At 60.3% G+C, this 16,159-nt stretch carries 12 protein-coding genes and 2 pseudogenes; 11 read left to right on the forward strand and 3 right to left on the reverse strand.

Features of this window, described 5'->3' with window-relative positions; genetic code table 11:
- Nucleotides 1–28 precede the first annotated feature (28 nt).
- Nucleotides 29–997, reverse strand: a complete 969-nt coding sequence (lipA, locus tag ACVJ19_RS20020) for a lipoyl synthase (RefSeq protein WP_453950692.1) — start codon at nucleotides 995–997, stop codon at nucleotides 29–31.
- Nucleotides 998–1,627: 630 nt separating this feature from the next.
- On the opposite strand from lipA, the gene aceE reads away from it, so the two are divergent.
- The 8 genes and pseudogenes from aceE (at nucleotide 1,628) to ACVJ19_RS20060 (ending at nucleotide 11,670) form a co-directional block, all read left to right on the forward strand.
- Nucleotides 1,628–4,315, forward strand: a complete 2,688-nt coding sequence (gene aceE / locus ACVJ19_RS20025; RefSeq protein ID WP_453950693.1) for a pyruvate dehydrogenase (acetyl-transferring), homodimeric type — start codon at nucleotides 1,628–1,630, stop codon at nucleotides 4,313–4,315.
- Between the two features lie 23 nt (nucleotides 4,316–4,338).
- Nucleotides 4,339–5,902 (forward strand): annotated as a pseudogene (locus tag ACVJ19_RS20030) (dihydrolipoyllysine-residue acetyltransferase).
- An 18-nt stretch (nucleotides 5,903–5,920) separates the two neighbouring features.
- The gene (gene lpdA, locus ACVJ19_RS20035) at nucleotides 5,921–7,666 is read left to right on the forward strand and encodes a dihydrolipoyl dehydrogenase (RefSeq protein ID WP_453950695.1); all 1,746 of its coding nucleotides are present in this window, start codon (nucleotides 5,921–5,923) and stop codon (nucleotides 7,664–7,666) included.
- Nucleotides 7,667–7,713: 47 nt separating this feature from the next.
- Nucleotides 7,714–9,057: a dicarboxylate/amino acid:cation symporter gene (locus ACVJ19_RS20040; RefSeq protein WP_456739416.1), complete on the forward strand. Its 1,344-nt coding sequence runs from the start codon at nucleotides 7,714–7,716 to the stop codon at nucleotides 9,055–9,057.
- 42 nt (nucleotides 9,058–9,099) lie between these two features.
- Nucleotides 9,100–9,315: pseudogene (locus tag ACVJ19_RS20045) on the forward strand (thiolase family protein); the annotation flags it as partial.
- Between the two features lie 8 nt (nucleotides 9,316–9,323).
- Nucleotides 9,324–10,016 (forward strand): HsdM family class I SAM-dependent methyltransferase, encoded by a 693-nt coding sequence (locus tag ACVJ19_RS20050; protein WP_453950696.1) that lies wholly within the window; start codon nucleotides 9,324–9,326, stop codon nucleotides 10,014–10,016.
- Nucleotides 9,905–10,435, forward strand: a complete 531-nt coding sequence (locus ACVJ19_RS20055; protein ID WP_453955167.1) for an N-6 DNA methylase — start codon at nucleotides 9,905–9,907, stop codon at nucleotides 10,433–10,435. Before ACVJ19_RS20050 ends, ACVJ19_RS20055 begins: the two co-directional genes overlap by 112 nt.
- Nucleotides 10,436–10,458: 23 nt before the next feature.
- Nucleotides 10,459–11,670: a hypothetical protein gene (locus ACVJ19_RS20060; RefSeq protein WP_453950697.1), complete on the forward strand. Its 1,212-nt coding sequence runs from the start codon at nucleotides 10,459–10,461 to the stop codon at nucleotides 11,668–11,670.
- Nucleotides 11,671–11,862: 192 nt separating this feature from the next.
- On the opposite strand, the gene ACVJ19_RS20065 is transcribed toward ACVJ19_RS20060, so the two are convergent.
- Both ACVJ19_RS20065 and ACVJ19_RS20070 read right to left on the reverse strand, forming a co-directional pair.
- Nucleotides 11,863–12,186, reverse strand: coding sequence for a hypothetical protein (locus ACVJ19_RS20065; RefSeq protein ID WP_453950698.1), 324 nt, complete (start codon nucleotides 12,184–12,186; stop codon nucleotides 11,863–11,865).
- Between the two features lie 143 nt (nucleotides 12,187–12,329).
- The gene (locus ACVJ19_RS20070; RefSeq protein ID WP_024338924.1) at nucleotides 12,330–12,710 is read right to left on the reverse strand and encodes a hypothetical protein; all 381 of its coding nucleotides are present in this window, start codon (nucleotides 12,708–12,710) and stop codon (nucleotides 12,330–12,332) included.
- Nucleotides 12,711–12,790: 80 nt separating this feature from the next.
- On the opposite strand from ACVJ19_RS20070, the gene ACVJ19_RS20075 reads away from it, so the two are divergent.
- From ACVJ19_RS20075 to ACVJ19_RS20085, 3 genes are read left to right on the forward strand one after another with little or no spacing between them, the layout of a single operon-like run.
- Nucleotides 12,791–14,356, forward strand: a complete 1,566-nt coding sequence (locus ACVJ19_RS20075; protein WP_453950699.1) for a recombinase family protein — start codon at nucleotides 12,791–12,793, stop codon at nucleotides 14,354–14,356.
- Entirely contained in the window at nucleotides 14,353–15,237 is an 885-nt protein-coding gene (locus ACVJ19_RS20080; RefSeq protein ID WP_453950700.1) for a plasmid partitioning protein RepB C-terminal domain-containing protein, read from the forward strand. Before ACVJ19_RS20075 ends, ACVJ19_RS20080 begins: the two co-directional genes overlap by 4 nt.
- A complete protein-coding gene (locus tag ACVJ19_RS20085; protein ID WP_453950701.1) occupies nucleotides 15,234–16,145 on the forward strand; it encodes a plasmid partitioning protein RepB C-terminal domain-containing protein in 912 nt (303 codons plus the stop codon). Before ACVJ19_RS20080 ends, ACVJ19_RS20085 begins: the two co-directional genes overlap by 4 nt.
- Nucleotides 16,146–16,159 lie beyond the last annotated feature (14 nt).

Genomic DNA, 16,159 nt, shown 5'->3' on the forward strand with positions numbered 1-16,159 from the left:
GCGTAGCGCGATTCATCCGCAGAGGTAGCTAAACGCGTCGGCGCTCGCGCAGCTTGCGGAAGTCGTCGCCGGCGTGGTGTGAGGATCGCGTCAGCGGCGTGGCCGAGACCATCAGAAAGCCCTTTGCATGGGCGGTCTTCTCATAGGCCTCGAATTCGTCAGGGGGCACGAAGCGCATCACGGCATGGTGCTTGCGCGTCGGCTGGAGATACTGGCCGATGGTCAGGAAATCGACGTCGGCGGAACGCAGATCGTCCATCAATTGCAGCACCTCGTTGCGGTCCTCGCCGAGGCCGACCATGATTCCCGATTTGGTGAAGATGCGCGGGTCGAGCTCCTTCACGCGTTGCAGGAGCCGGACAGAATGGAAATAGCGCGCACCTGGGCGCACCGTCAGATATTTTGACGGCACCGTTTCCAGATTGTGATTGAACACGTCCGGCCTCGCCGCAACGACGGTTTCGAGTGCGCCGTGCTTGCGTTGGAAATCAGGCGTCAGGATTTCGATCGACGTCGCCGGGCTCGTTGCGCGGATCGCCGCAATGGTTGCGGCGAAATGGGCGGCCCCGCCGTCGGCGAGGTCGTCGCGATCGACCGAGGTCACGACCACATGCTCGAGCCCAAGCTTGGCCACGGCGTCGGCGACCTTGCCGGGCTCGTCGGCATCGAGTGGGCCGGGCAGGCCGGTGCGCACGTTGCAGAACGCGCAGGCGCGCGTGCAGGTGTCACCCATGATCATGAAAGTCGCGTGCTTCTTCGCCCAGCACTCGCCGATGTTGGGGCAGCTGGCTTCCTCGCAGACGGTCACGAGCTTGTTTTCGCGCACGATACGCCGCGTCTCAGTCCAATGGGCGGAGCCGGGGGCTTTCACGCGGATCCATGCGGGCTTGCTTTGCAGCGGCGTGTCCGGGCGGTTGGCCTTTTCGGGATGGCGCAGCCTTTCTGTCCGCTGCGTCGTGCGCGGATCGTCGTTCAGGAGATCAAGTATCACCGTCATGCATCCATCCCCATGATGTGCCAGAGCCGAACATGCCGGCTGTTTCGGTCAAACTGCGGGATACGTCTCGACTTGCGCAAGCAATCGCGTGCCAGCAATGGAGTCTCGCTTGGTCGCTGACATTCAGCTATCGCGATGACGCGCGTCAACCTGATTTGTCATCGCGTTGTTCTCACTCGGGTGACCGGGCACGCCCTCGTGCGGATGCTTCAGTCCCGGCGGGCCGGGCGGGGGTGACGGCATCGCGCCCGGCATTCGGAACTCTTCCGTCAGGGCGATCCGATATTTCGGGTGGTCGCTCTGGCCGGTTTTCCGGAGCTTCAGACGGATTCGGCCCGGAGGCCCTCGCGGGAACAATGAGCTATCCGGCAAAACCAAGCAGATTGAACGACATCGCTGGGAATACCGCATTCTTCCGTGGGCTGGCACGAATGCTGCTTAATGACCTGTCAAAAGAAGCGACAGTTCTAAAATAAACCGCGCGAGGGGACGTTCAGATGCCAGCCAACATTCAACTCACGACCTAAGCGACCGGGATATCGCCCGTTCGGCATTGCGCGCGTCCGCACGAACGCGGGCCGCAATGAACGTTGGCGCTCGACTTCGGCCTGGCATGCAAGGGAGAAAGTAATGACGCTCGCGGACGCTCACGATCAGGACCCGCAGGAAACCCGGGAATGGCTCGATGCCCTGTCGGCGGTCCGCGGTCACCGCGGCAATGAACGCGCCGAGTTCGTCGTCAATGCGATGCTCGATGCGGCGCGACGTAGCGGCCTCCAGATCGAGCAGTCGCTGACGACGCCTTATTGCAATACAATCCCGCCGGATCAGCAACCGGTGCTGCCAGGCGATCGAGCGATCGAGCACAAGCTTCGCTCCATCATCCGCTGGAATGCGCTGGCGATTATTCTGCGCGCCAACAAGGAAAGCTCGGAGCTCGGCGGCCACATCGCGAGCTTCCAGTCCGCTGCCACGCTCTACGACATCGGCTTCGGCCATTTCTGGCACGCGCCGACCGATGCCCATGGCGGCGATCTGATTTTCGTTCAGGGACACTGTTCGCCCGGCATCTATGCGCGCGCCTTTCTCGAGGGGCGGTTGAGCGAGGAGCAACTTCTCAGCTTCCGGCAGGAGACGAGCGGCAAGGGTTTGTCGAGCTATCCGCATCCGTGGCTGATGCCGGATTTCTGGCAGTTCCCGACGGTGTCGATGGGCCTCGGGCCGCTGATGGCGATCTATCAGGCGCGGTTCCTGAAATATCTCGAGAACCGCAAGCTGGCCGAGACGTCCAACCGCAAGGTCTGGGCCTTCATGGGTGATGGCGAAACCGACGAGCCGGAATCGCTCGGCGCCATCTCGCTCGCCGGCCGCGAGAATCTCGACAATCTGATCTTCGTCATCAATTGCAACCTGCAGCGGCTCGATGGGCCGGTCCGTGGCAACGGCAAGATCGTTCAGGAGCTTGAAAGCGTATTCCGCGGGGCGGGCTGGAACGTCATCAAGGTGCTATGGGGCTCGGGCTGGGACCGCCTGCTGGAAAAGGACAAGAGCGGGCTGCTGCTCAGGCTCATGGAAGAATGCGTCGACGGCGAATACCAGGACTTCAAGAGCAAGAGCGGCGCCTACATTCGCGAGCACTTCTTCGGCAAGTACGAGGAAACGAAGCAGCTCGTCTCTGATATGAGCGACGACGAGATCTGGCAGCTCGCGCGCGGCGGCCATGATCCCGAGAAAGTCTTCGCCGCCTACACCGCGGCCGTGAACCACAAGGGCCAGCCAACGGTCATTCTGCCGAAAACCGTCAAGGGCTACGGCATGGGCGAATCCGGCGAAGGCCAGATGATCGCCCATCAGGCGAAGAAGATGACGCAGGACGCGCTGCGCGGCTTTCGTGATCGCTTCCAGGTGCCGGTCGCCGACGCGGACCTGGCAAAGGTGCCTTTCCTCCGGCTGCCGGAAGATAGCCCGGAAATGAAGTATCTCCGGGCGCAGCGCGAAAAGCTCGGAGGCAGTCTCCCGCAACGCCGACGGAAATCCGCGTCATTGCAGATTCCGCCGCTCTCGACGTTCCAGCGGCTGCTCGAAAACACCGGCGACCGCGAAATCTCGACGACGATGGCCTTCGTGCAATTGCTCGGTACGCTTGTGCGCGACAAGGTGATCGGCAAGCACATCGTGCCGATCGTGCCGGACGAATCCCGCACCTTCGGCATGGAGGGCATGTTCCGGCAACTCGGCATCTATTCGTCGGTCGGCCAGCTCTACAGGCCGCAGGATGCCGATCAGCTGATGTACTACCGCGAAGACAAGAGCGGGCAGGTATTCCAGGAAGGCATCAACGAAGGGGGTGCGATGTCGAGCTGGATCGTCGCGGCGACGTCCTACTCGACGAACAATGTGCCGATGATCCCGTTCTACATCTACTACTCGATGTTCGGCCTGCAGCGCGTCGGCGATCTCGCCTGGCTCGCCGGCGACATGCGGGCACGCGGCTTCCTGCTCGGCGGCACGGCCGGCCGCACCACGCTGAACGGCGAAGGCTTGCAGCACGAGGATGGCCACAGCCACGTGCTCGCGGCCACGATCCCGAACTGCATCTCCTACGATCCGACTTTCGCCTATGAAGTCGTGACCATCGTCCGCGAAGGCATGCGCCGGATGTATGAGGCGCAGGAGGACGTCTACTACTACCTCACCCTGATGAACGAGAATTATGCGCATCCCGCGCTGGCCGATGCAGGCGAAGGGGTGGAGGAGGGGATTCTCAAGGGACTGTATCTCCTGAAGAACGGAGGCGAGACCGCGAAGAAGGGCCTCCGCGTCCAGCTTGTCGGGTCGGGCACGATCCTGCGCGAGGTGATCGCTGCCGCCGATTTGCTCAAGGCAGACTTCGGCGTGACCGCTGACGTCTGGAGCGCAACCAGCTTCAACGAGCTACGCCGCGATGGCATGGCGGCGGAGCGCTGGAACCTGCTGCATCCGACCGAGCCCCGTCGCGAGAGCTGGGTGGAATCGCAGCTCAAGGGACATCCAGGGCCGGTCGTGGCCTCCACCGACTACATGCGCAACTACCCCGACCAGATCCGCGAATACGTGCAGGCGGCCGGGCGTCGCTATGTCGTGCTCGGCACGGACGGGTTCGGCCGCAGCGACTACCGCGTGAAGTTGCGGAAATTCTTCGAGGTCGATCGGCATTACGTCGCCGTCGCAGCGCTCAAGGCGCTCGCCGATGAAGGGACGATCAAGCCTGCGGTCGTGGCCGAGGCCATCGCAAAATATCAGATCGACGCCGGGCGCGCTGCGCCGTGGACTGTGTGAGCCAGGGAGCCGAGGGCAGAGCGATGAGTGGTCTGATCGACATCAAGGTTCCCGATATCGGCGACTTCAAGGATGTCCCGGTCATCGAAGTGTTCGTCAAGCCGGGCGACAAGGTGAAGGCCGAGGATCCGCTGGTTGCGCTGGAGTCCGACAAGGCGACCATGGAAGTGCCGTCACCGCGCGATGGCGTGGTGAAGTCCGTGGTCGTCAAGGTTGGCGACAAGGTGAGCGAAGGCGTGGTGATCGTGCAGTTCGTGGGCGCGGGCGAGCATGCCGAGACGCGTCCCGTCGTCAGCGCGCCGCCGTCGCCCGTCAGCGCGCCGGCCGGTGTTGCCGAGGTGCGGATCCCGGATATCGGTGACTTCAAGGACGTGCCGGTCATCGAAATCTTCGTGAAGCCCGGCGACAGCGTCAAGGCCGAAGATCCTCTGATCGCGCTCGAGTCGGACAAGGCAACGATGGAAGTGCCAGCACCGCTCTCGGGCACCGTTCGCGAGATCAAGGTCAAGACAGGCGACAAGGTCAGCGAGGGCGCGATCATTCTGTCGCTCGCAACTGGGGCAGCACCTTTGCAGGCCGACATCCCTCCCGTGTCGCCGCCTGCGTCCTCGTCGGCCACCGCCGCTGGAAACGGCGGTGGTCGGCGCCTTTGACGAAAAAAGCTTCGAGCTCGCCTATGCCGGCCCGGCGGTACGTAAGCTGGCGCGCGAAATGGGCGTCGATCTCGGCAAGGTCAAGGGCTCCGGCAATCACGGCCGCATCGTGCGCGAGGACGTCGAGGCTTTTGCCAAGGGTGGTGCCCCCGCCGCCAAGCCGCAGGCTGCGGCGGCGAGCGGGGGTGGCGGCGGCGGCATCGATCTCCTGCCGTGGCCCAAGATCGATTTCGCGAAGTTCGGCCCGGTCGAGCGCAAGGAGCTCGGCCGCATCAAGAAGATTTCGGCAGCCAATCTGCACCGCAACTGGGTGGTCATCCCGCACGTCACGACCCATGACGAGGCCGACATCACAGAGCTCGAGCAGTTCCGGGTGAAGATGAACAAGGAGCTGGAGAAGAGCGGCGTCAAGCTCTCGCTGTTGCCCTTCATGGTGAAGGCGGCCGTCGCGGCGCTGAAGAGGTTTCCGGAGTTCAACGCCAGCCTCGACGGCGACACGCTGGTCTACAAGAACTACTGGCACATCGGCTTTGCCGCCGACACGCCGAATGGCCTGATGGTGCCGGTGATCCGCGATGCCGACAAGAAATCGGTGCCGGACATCGCCAATGAGATGAACGCACTCGCCAAGCTGGCGCGCGAAGGCAAGATCAAGCCGGACCAGATGCAGGGCGGCACTTTCTCGATCTCTTCGCTCGGCGGGATCGGCGGCATCTACTTCACGCCGATCATCAATGCGCCGGAAGTCGCGATCATGGGCGTGTGCAAGGGATACTGGAAGCAGCATTCGCCTGACGGCGCGACCTGGACCTCGCGGCTGACCTTGCCGCTGTCGCTGTCCTGGGACCACCGCGTCATCGACGGCGCGGCGGCCGCACGTTTCAACGTCTATTTCGCCAGCGTGCTTGCCGATCTGCGGCGCGTGCTGTTCTGAGATCGGGAGTAGGGCAGCATGGCTCAGCAGGTCGAAGTGAAGGTGCCTGATATCGGCGACTTCAAGGACGTCGCGGTGATCGAAGTCCTGGTCAAGCCCGGTGAGACCGTCGCGGTCGACACCAGCCTGATCATGGTCGAGTCCGACAAGGCGTCGATGGAGATTCCATCCTCGCATGCCGGCGTCGTCAGGGAGGTCAGGGTCAAGGTCGGCGACAAGGTCAGCGAGGGGTCTGTCATCTTCATGCTGGAGGCCGCGGGCGCCACGGCTGCGCCGCCGCCCGCGGCTGCGTCAAAGCCCGCCGCCGCTCCACCGGCAGCCGCACCTGTCGCGGCATCCCATTCCGGCAAGGCAGACATCGAATGCGACATGCTCGTGCTCGGCGCCGGTCCCGGCGGCTACTCCGCCGCCTTCCGAGCCGCCGATCTCGGCATGAAGACCGTGCTGGTCGAGCGTTACGACACACTCGGCGGCGTCTGCCTCAATGTCGGGTGCATTCCGAGCAAGGCGTTGCTGCACACGGCGTCCGTCGTCGATGAGGTCAAACACCTCCCGGACCACGGAATCTCCTTTGGCGCGCCGCAGATCGATCTCGGCAAGCTGCGCGCGTTCAAGGACGGCGTGATCAAGAAGCTGACCGGCGGCCTCGCCGGAATGGCCAAGGCCCGCAAGGTCGAGGTTGTGACCGGCGTCGGCGCCTTCCTCGACCCGCACCACCTCGAGGTCACCTCGGCAGGCGGCAAGAAGACGATCAAGTTCGCCAAGGCCATCATCGCTGCCGGCAGCCAGTCCGTGAAGCTGCCGTTCCTGCCCGAAGACCCGCGCATCGTCGACTCGACGGGCGCCCTGCTACTGACATCGATCCCGAAGCGCATGCTGGTGATCGGCGGCGGCATCATCGGGCTGGAGATGGCGACGGTCTATTCGACGCTCGGCGCGCGCATCGACGTGGTCGAGATGCTCGACGGCCTGATGCAGGGCGCCGACCGCGACCTGGTCAAGGTCTGGGACAAGATGAACACGCGTCGCTTCGACAAGGTCATGTTGAAGACCAAGACGGTCGGCGCGAAGGCGACCGAGGCGGGGATCGAGGTGCGATTTGAGTGCGAGCAGGCGCCGGCCGAGCCGCAGCTCTATGACCTCGTTCTCGTGGCGGTCGGCCGAAGCCCGAATGGCAAGAAGATCGGCGCCGACAAGGCCGGTGTCGCGGTGACCGACCGGGGCTTCATCGACGTCGATCGGCAGATGCGAACCAACGTGCCGCACATCTTTGCCATTGGCGACATCATCGGTCAGCCGATGCTGGCGCACAAGGCGGTGCATGAAGGCCATGTGGCTGCGGAAGTCGCCCATGGTGAAAAATCCTATTTCGACGCGCGGCAGATCCCGTCGGTCGCCTATACCGATCCCGAAGTCGCCTGGGCCGGCAAGACCGAGGACCAATGCAAGGCCGAGGGCATCAAGTTCGGCAAGGCGGTGTTCCCCTGGGCGGCTTCGGGCCGTGCCATCGCCAATGGCCGCGACGAGGGCTTTACCAAGCTGCTGTTCGATACCGCGACGCATCGCGTGATCGGCGGCGGGATCGTCGGTACGCATGCGGGCGATCTCATCAGCGAGATCTGCCTAGCGATCGAGATGGGGTGCGAGCCCGCGGATATCGGCAAGACCATTCATCCGCATCCGACGCTCGGCGAGTCGATCGGCATGGCGGCGGAGGTCTTTGAGGGCCACTGCACCGATCTGCCGCCGCAGAAGAAGAAATGACGTTGCCTGCCGGCACGCGCGCATAGCGAGATCAGGGAGAAGATAGAATGTCTGGAGCGAGCACTGCGACATCTGGGAAGCTGCCCATCGCGCAAAAGAAACCGTTTTACCGGATCCTCTATGTTCAGGTTCTGGTGGCGATCGTGCTCGGCGTCATCGTCGGCTGGCTCTGGCCGGATCTCGGCAAGAACGAGTGGATCAAGGCGATGGGCGACGGCTTCGTCAAGCTCATCAAGATGGTGATTGCGCCCATCATCTTCTGTACCGTCGTCTCCGGCATCGCCCACATCTCCGAAGTCAAGAAGGTCGGCCGGGTGGCGATCAAGGCGCTGGTCTATTTCGAGATCGTGTCGACGCTTGCACTGGCACTCGGCTTGATCGTCGGCAACGTGGTGCAGCCTGGAGCAGGCTTTCAGGGGCAATCCAACGCCGCTGCTGTCGCGAGCTACGCCAAGCAGGCGAGCGAGATGAAGTCGGTCGATTTCGTCCTGCACGTCATCCCGGACACCGTCGTGGGAGCGTTTGCGCAAGGAGAAATCCTGCAGGTCCTGCTGTTTGCAATCCTGTTCGGCTTTGCGCTGATGGGGCTCGGTGAGCGCGCCCATACCGTGCGGGCGTTCATCGATGATGTGGCTCACGCGATGTTCGGAGTGATCTCGATCATTGTTAAGGCCGCCCCGATCGGTGCGTTCGGTGCGATGGCCTATACGATCGGGCGGTATGGTCCGCAGGCGCTGGGCAATCTCGCCGGGCTCATCGCGACCTTCTATCTTACCGCGCTCTTGTTCGTCTTTGTGGTGCTTGGCCTGATCGCCCGCGTCGCCGGATTCTCGATCTTCAAGTTCCTCAAATATCTGAAGGATGAATTGCTGATCGTGCTTGGCACGTCGTCCTCGGAGAGCGCGCTTCCGCAGATGATGGAGAAGCTCGAGCGCCTCGGCTGCTCCAAGCCGGTCGTCGGCCTGGTCGTGCCGACCGGCTACTCCTTCAATCTGGACGGCACCAACATTTACATGACCCTGGCGACGCTGTTCATCGCCCAGGCGATGAACGTGCAGCTCAGCTTCGGCGAGCAGTTGACGATTCTCGTCGTTGCCATGCTCACCTCGAAGGGAGCATCGGGCATTACGGGTGCCGGCTTCATCACGCTGGCGGGCACGCTCGCCGCCGTCAGGCCGGAGCTGCTTCCCGGCATGGCGATCGTGCTGGGCATCGACAAGTTCATGAGCGAATGCCGCGCGCTGACCAATCTCTGCGGCAACGGCGTTGCCTGCGTGGTCGTGGCCTGGTGGGAGGGCGAACTCGATCGCGACAAGCTGCGTGTCGGTCTCGAGCGCGAAATTGATCCGACAGATTTCGAGACCGCCGTGGCAGAGGGCAGGGGCATCTAACAATCGGATTGCGAGAGGTCGAACGTAAGGGAGGAATTGGTCATGACTGATGTAGTGATTGTGTCCGCCGCGCGGACGCCGGTTGGCTCTTTCAATGGCGCGTTCGGATCGCTGACCGCCCATGAGCTTGGGGCCGTGGCGATCAAGGGCGCCCTCGAGCGCGCCAAGATCGCGCCCGAGGATGTCGACGAGGTCATTCTGGGCCAGGTCCTGGCCGGTGGCGAGGGGCAAAACCCTGCGCGCCAGGCTGCAGTGTCGATAACCGAATGAAGAGCGGTTATTTGCTCCGCGATGTAATCAACAAAGTCGCGGACATTCATTTTACCTCCTCGGAGGAGCTGCACACTCTCGGGGCGCTCTACGAGTCTATGCTTCGAGAGATGCGCGACGCCGCGGGAGATTCCGGCGAGTTTTACACGCCGCGTCCCGTAGTGCGTTTCATGGTTGAGGTGAGTGATCCCCGCCTTGGTGAAACCGTGCTCGACCCTGCAAGCGGCACAGGCGGATTTCTCGTCGAAGCTTTTAATCATCTGTCAAAACAGGTTAAGACCGTCGCCGACCGGAAGCGGCTTCAGACTGAAAGCATCGTTGGCTGCGAACCAAAGTCACTTCCATACCTTCTTGGCCAAATGAACCTGCTGTTGCACGGTCTCGACGCGCCGCAGATCGATCCTGGCAATGCCTTGCGGTTCAAACTCTCTGAAATAGGCGAGAAAGACCGTGTCGACGTCCTTCTCACAAACCCACCTTTCGGAGGAGAGGAGGAGAAAGGCATCCAGGGGAATTTCCCTGATGAAGGCAGACTGCCGAGACAGCTCTGCTCTTTCTCCAGCTCATTATGCGCAAGCTGCGTCGTCAGCCTACGAGCGCGGGGCGGTCGGCTAGGGCGGCGGTGGTCGTGCCAGATGGCACGCTTTTTGGCGACGGCGTGTGCGCTCGTATCAAGGAGGAGCTCTTAAAGGAGTTCAATCTACATACGATCGTGCGCCTGCCAAACGGGGTGTTTTCGCCGTATACGCTCATTCGTACAAATATTCTGTTCTTCGATCGTTCGGGTCCAACAAACGAAGTGTGGTACTATGAACATCCCTTACCCGAAGGCCGGAAGAACTACACGAAAACCCAGCCGATACAGTTTGAAGAATTTAATCCATCTCTCGACTGGTGGCATCACCGTAGTGAAAATCAGCAAGCATGGAAGGTTCCCGCGAGCGAGTTGCTAAATGAGAATTGCAACCTAGATCGTAAGAACCCTCGCGCTAAGGCGAGCCTTGACCAACTTCCCCCTGAACAGCTTGTCGAATCAATCCTCAAAAAGGAGCTACGGATCGCCGAGCTTGTAAGTGAAATTAAGTCAGTGATTGGCGTTGCTTCATGATTGATCACTGGCCACGACGACCGATGGCAGAAGTTGCGCCATTAGTACGAAGACCTGTCACTGTTAATGCTGGAACGAATTACCAGGAAATCGGCATCCGCTCCTTTGGCAAGGGAATCTTCCATAAGCCCCCGACCACTGGCCTTGAGATTGGCGAAAAGCGGGTGTTCGCTATAGAGCCCGGAGATCTACTGTTTAATATTGTGTTCGCCTGGGAAGGTGCCGTGGCCGTTGCCAGTGCGACGGAAGAAGGAACGATCGGCTCTCATCGCTTTCTAACCTGCGTGACAAATCGGGAAATTGCCGATCCATCTTTCCTGTTCTGGTGGTTCAGCCGCGGTGAAGGGCGCGAGCAGCTTTTGCACGCCTCACCCGGAGGTGCGGGACGCAACCGCACTCTCGGTATCGACAAGCTCGCAGCGATCCAGGTGCCGGTGCCACCGCTGGCAGTGCAACGGCGTATCGTTGACACCATAGGCAAACTCAAGGCAAAAATTGACGAGGTGTGCAAACTTCGAGAAGAGGCGATCGCTGAATCCCAACTGGTTCTTTCTGGCGTGATTGGTGCCATCGAAAGTCGCCTTTCCCGAAGCGAAGGCAATTTAGGCCACGGCGTTAGGTACTTTAAGAACGGACTGTCCCGTCGCCCTTCCGGCGAAGAACAAGGTCCAATCGTCCTTCGGTTGGCGGATGTTTCGAGTGGACACGTTAGCCTCCAAGCGCCGCGGCGCGGTATGCTAACGAAGGATGAAATTACGACATACTCTGTCACTCCAACAGATTTGCTTGTCGTGCGCGTAAACGGAAGTCGCACGATTGTTGGTCGCTTCATAACCGTTCCAGAGACGCCGGAAGCCTTGTGCTTCAACGATCATCTAATAAAGGTTTGCCTCGATCCTGCCGTCTTTGATCCGCGTTATGTTGCTGCAATGGCGAGCGGCAGAACGGCTCGATCTCATGTGGAGCGCCTCGCGATCACCACGGCGGGTCAATTTACAATCAACCAAACCATGTTAGCTGCATTGCCAATCCCGTTGATTCCTCTCGAGGAACAGCGGGGAGTTGTTGCTAGGTTTGAGACGTTGCAGGCTCACGTCACCGCGTTGAGAAGCTTGCAAATGGAAGCTGGCGCAGAGCTTGACGCCCTGCTGCCTTCAATTCTCGATAGTATCTTTGGCGGACAGGGTGAGGGTCGCCGACGGAGCGGGCCGATGCACTTGAAGAATACGGCCTGAAGCGTGGCGCTACCGTTTGGTATGGTGGATAACCGTGAAGCCATGGCTCTAGCCCTGTGAAAGAAGCGCGTTAACCGGCCCTCGCACTTACGATTGCAAGACATTCCCCATCGTTACAAATGCTCGTCCGGTTGACGCCGATTAGTTTTGCGAGGCCATTACCATGCGCGATCTCGCTTTTGGGCGGCCCTATCAACGAGCGTAGCGGGTGGACCGCCCCTGCTCACTGGCTTGCATGCCACGGCTTCCATAACGGCTCGGGAGGTTTCGTCCCGGGCCTGTAATCTGTTGGAAGTCTGGCTTGCGCGCAAAGGGTTCGAGTCCGATACCGATTACCTCAAGGCCCTTCCAGCCGAAATAGGCTGCAATCACATCCGGAAACCACGAACTGCCGGACGGCAGGACCAGCCAGACTGCGAAGCCGATCATCAAGCCGCCAACGAAGGCGAGGAATACGGCTCGTCCACTCATGACGACCAAGCGGACGAAATTGGCGATGCGCGTGATGCTGCTCATGGACCCCTCCTGCAGAATCGGAGGCAGGCTAACGGACCTTGCCAGCTATCGAAATCGGTCTGTTTGGGAATGTTGCGTAATATCGCGTAATCCCGTGAGCAGTATCGCTTTCCTGAGAGGCAGAGAAGTGCGACTTGATCGAACTAGCTCTGGAGCTCGCCGATAAGGCTGAGCATCTTGATCAGCGTCTGTTTGGAATCGCCGAGCTTCTTCGCCAAAATCAAGTCGTTCCTGCCCGACATGCGCAATACGGCTTCGAGGACCTCGTCCGACGTGCGTACGAGATCAACCAGGTGTCGACCCGTTGGCCCATTCTTGGCCGAGAACCAGTTCTTCACCGCGCGTTCGTTGGCCTTGGTCAGCGCAACAACTGTTTTAACGGCGGCGTGGGTGTCGCCAAACTCCTTGTGAAGAGCGTCTGCGATCTCGCGTGCAAACTCCGCGCTTCCCAGGTCTGTTGGCCCGTTGGGAGGAGAGTTTCCTGAAACGGACTGAATCTTTCGGTCCTTTTTCGGAAGCGACATTCCAGCTCTCCCTTGGCTACGCTGAGCTATCCGCGAGGCTCGACCCGAATTCAGGTTGATCGATGACCGAGTAGCTTTCCGTGCGACGTCCCAAACAAGCAAATGCCGAGGAGCCAACCAAAGGCCCGGCACGGGCTGCGCAATATGTGCGCATGTCCACGGACCATCAAAAGTATTCGACGGAGAACCAGAAGGATGCGATCGCAGCCTACGCCGCCCGGCACGGCTTCACGATCGTTCGCACCTATGCCGACGAAGGCCGCAGCGGCCTGCGGATCGAAGGACGGGATGCCCTCAAGCAACTGATCGAAGATGTCAGAAACCGCCGTACCGACTTTAGCGTCGTGCTGGTCTATGACGTGAGCCGCTGGGGCCGCTTCCCCGATGCCGACGAGAGCGCCTACTACGAATACACCTGCAAGGAAGCGGGCATCCGGGTCCAGTATTGCGCCGAGCAGTTCGAAAACGACGGCAGCCTGTCCTCTACAATAATAAAAAGCATGAAGCGGGCGATGGCCGGCGAATACAGCCGGGAACTCTCAGCCAAGGTCTTCGCCGGGCAGTGCCGGCTGATCGGTCTTGGATTCCGGCAGGGCGGCACCCCTGGATATGGTCTTAGACGGCAATTGATCGACGAACACCGCACGCCCAAGGCCGATCTTGGCCGCGGAGAATACAAGAGCCTGCAAACCGACCGGGTCATCCTAAAGCCGGGACCGCCGCAGGAAGTCGAGCTGGTGCGGCGCATCTACAGATGCTTCGTCCTCCAGCTCAAATCCGAGGCCGAGATCGCCGCCATGCTCAATCTCGAAGGCATTCCGAACGAGTTTGGTCGGCCCTGGACCCGTGGGACAATCCACCAGATCCTCACCAACGAAAAATATGTGGGCAACAACGTCTATAACCGCGTTTCTTTCAAGCTGAAGCAGGCGCGTGTGATCAATCCGCCGGATATGTGGGTACGCGCCGATCATGTGTTTGATGCAGTGATCGACAGCGACTTCTTCCTTGCTGCTAGGCGTATCATCGAGGAGCGCAGCAAGCGGTTGACGGATGCCGAAATGCTGGAACGACTCACAACCCTTCTGAAGCAGAAGGGGCACCTTTCCGGACTGGTTATCGACGAGATGGACGAAATGCCTTCAAGCTCCGTCTATAGAACCCGGTTTGGCAGCCTCATCCGGGCTTACCAGCTCGTTGGATACGATCCCGGCCGCGACTACCAGTATATTGAGACAAATCGAGCGCTCCGGACCATGTTTCCGGACGTTCTTGAGAAAGCGATGGCGGGAATACGCGGCGCCGGCGGGACGGTCGAGTTCGATGAGCTAACGGACATTCTGACGATCAACGGTGAATTTACGGCCTCGATCGTGATTGCCCGCTGCCTGCACACTCCGGCCGGCTTTCTGCGATGGAAGCTCAGGCTCGATACCGGCTTGCGACCGGACATCACCATCGCGATCCGCATGGACGGAGAGAACAAAGTGATTCTCGACTACTACCTCCTGCCTAGCATCGATATGTCAGCCGATCGGCTCAGGCTTGCGGAGGAGAATGGTATCTACCTGGACGCCTATCGCTTCGACGATCTCGACGCGCTCTTTGGACTTAGCGCGCGCAACGAACTAGGAGTTGCCGCATGAGCGACGAAACGGCTCCGGAAATCATCAAAATTCCTGTAACGGACATCAGGGTCCTCAATCCTCGATCACGCAACAAGCGCATCTTCGGCGAGCTCGTAACGAGCATCGCCCATCTTGGCCTCAAGAAGCCGATCACGGTTAGCCGCCGCAATGGTCACGGATTTGATCTTGTCTGCGGTCAGGGCCGGCTGGAAGCCTTCATAGCCCTTGGTCAAACGGAAATTCCGGCCATTGTCATCGAAGCCTCCGAAGAGGACTGCTTCGTGATGAGTCTGGTCGAAAACCTCGCGCGGCGGCATCATTCTCCTCTGGAGCTGGTCTCCGAGATCGGCAATCTCAAGAAGCGCGGTTATTCGATTGGGCAGATTGCGGCCAAGATCGACTTCAGCACCGAGTATGTCTACGCAATCTGCTCCCTCCTGGAGAATGGTGAGCAACGGCTATTGGCCGCGGTAGATCGAGGGCTCATTCCCCATAGCATCGCCATGGAGATTGCAAAGGCCAAGGACGGCGACGTCCAGAAGGCCCTTGCCGAAGCCTATGAGACCAATGCGATTCCCGGCAATCAGGTCCTCGCAATCCGCAAAATCATTGAACAACGTAACCTGCTCGGCAAGGCAAAGACCCCAACGGGGCCGCGGCAACAGGCAAAGCGCGTAACCTCTGGAGCCCTTGTGCGCGCCTACAAGAAAGAGGCCGATCGGCAGAAACTGCTCGTTAAAAAGGCCGGCCTTGCGCAGAGCCGGCTGCTCTTTGCGGTCAACGCCCTGCGAATGCTGATGGGAGAGGCCCCGTTCGTTAAGCTGTTGCAGGGGGAGGAGTTGCATACGCTGCCTCGTCCGATCGCCGAGCGGCTCCAAGGTGCAGGAGGCCAGTCATGAGCATGGCCGACGTCCGGATAGCCTTTGAGCAAAACATCATTGTGCTCCCGTTTGATTCGATCCTGCCGCTCAAGCAAATTTCCGACGAGACGAAAAGGCTTGTCCGGTACAAGCGCGTGGCCCAGTCGATTGCCGAAGTCGGATTGATCGAGCCGCTCGTTTTGTCGAGGCACCCCGACGAAAGCGGGAAGTATCTCCTGCTCGACGGCCACTGGCGCCGCGCGGCTCTCATGGATCGCGGCGAAACGTCGGCCCGCTGCATTCTGGCGCATGACGATGAGACGTTCACCTATAACAAGCGCATCAATCACCTCGCGACGATCCAGGAATACTTCATGATCGTGCGGGCACTTGCGAGGGGTGTTTCGGAGGAAAAGCTGGCGAAAGCGCTCGATGTCAATATCGGTCACATCAAGCGGCGGCGGGCCATGCTGGACGGCATCAGTCCCGAAGTCATCGAGATGCTGAAGGACAAGATGGTCAGCACGGTGACTTTCGATGTGATGCGCAAAATGGGCTTGATGCGCCAGATCGAAGTCGCGGAATTGATGTTGTCGGCCTCAAACTTCACGGTCGGCTATGCGCGGGCGCTTCTCGCCGCGACGAAACAGGCTGATTTGGCGAAGCCCGAACGAGTGAAACGGATCGATGGTATGACGCCAGAACAACTGGCGCGCATGGAACGCGAAATGAGCACGCTTCAGCAGGACTTCAAGGCTGTCGAGGCCTCCTATGGCGAGGATGTCCTGCATCTGGTGATTGCCTCGGGTTACATATCGAAGCTGATCGCCAACCGGAAGGTCGAGCGCTATCTTGATCAAAATCACCCCGAGATCCTTGAGGAGTTCAAGGCAATCGTTTCAGTGACCTCCCTCGATCATCCGGTGCCGGAGTCGACTGCGCGGTGATGGCAGTGGCCGAT

Source organism: Bradyrhizobium sp. USDA 376, from assembly GCF_054063675.1.

What these genes read in the sequence shown, in the direction of transcription:
- lpdA (WP_453950695.1), top strand. Translation starts at nt 5,921, where the DNA reads ATGGCTCAGCAGGTCGAAGTGAAGGTGCCTGATATCGGCGACTTCAAG.
- ACVJ19_RS20080 (WP_453950700.1), top strand. Translation starts at nt 14,353, where the DNA reads ATGAGCGACGAAACGGCTCCGGAAATCATCAAAATTCCTGTAACGGAC.
- lipA (WP_453950692.1), bottom strand. Translation starts at nt 997, where the DNA reads ATGACGGTGATACTTGATCTCCTGAACGACGATCCGCGCACGACGCAG.
- ACVJ19_RS20065 (WP_453950698.1), bottom strand. Translation starts at nt 12,186, where the DNA reads ATGAGCAGCATCACGCGCATCGCCAATTTCGTCCGCTTGGTCGTCATG.
- aceE (WP_453950693.1), top strand. Translation starts at nt 1,628, where the DNA reads ATGACGCTCGCGGACGCTCACGATCAGGACCCGCAGGAAACCCGGGAA.
- ACVJ19_RS20060 (WP_453950697.1), top strand. Translation starts at nt 10,459, where the DNA reads ATGGCAGAAGTTGCGCCATTAGTACGAAGACCTGTCACTGTTAATGCT.
- ACVJ19_RS20085 (WP_453950701.1), top strand. Translation starts at nt 15,234, where the DNA reads ATGAGCATGGCCGACGTCCGGATAGCCTTTGAGCAAAACATCATTGTG.
- ACVJ19_RS20040 (WP_456739416.1), top strand. Translation starts at nt 7,714, where the DNA reads ATGTCTGGAGCGAGCACTGCGACATCTGGGAAGCTGCCCATCGCGCAA.
- ACVJ19_RS20070 (WP_024338924.1), bottom strand. Translation starts at nt 12,710, where the DNA reads ATGTCGCTTCCGAAAAAGGACCGAAAGATTCAGTCCGTTTCAGGAAAC.
- ACVJ19_RS20050 (WP_453950696.1), top strand. Translation starts at nt 9,324, where the DNA reads ATGAAGAGCGGTTATTTGCTCCGCGATGTAATCAACAAAGTCGCGGAC.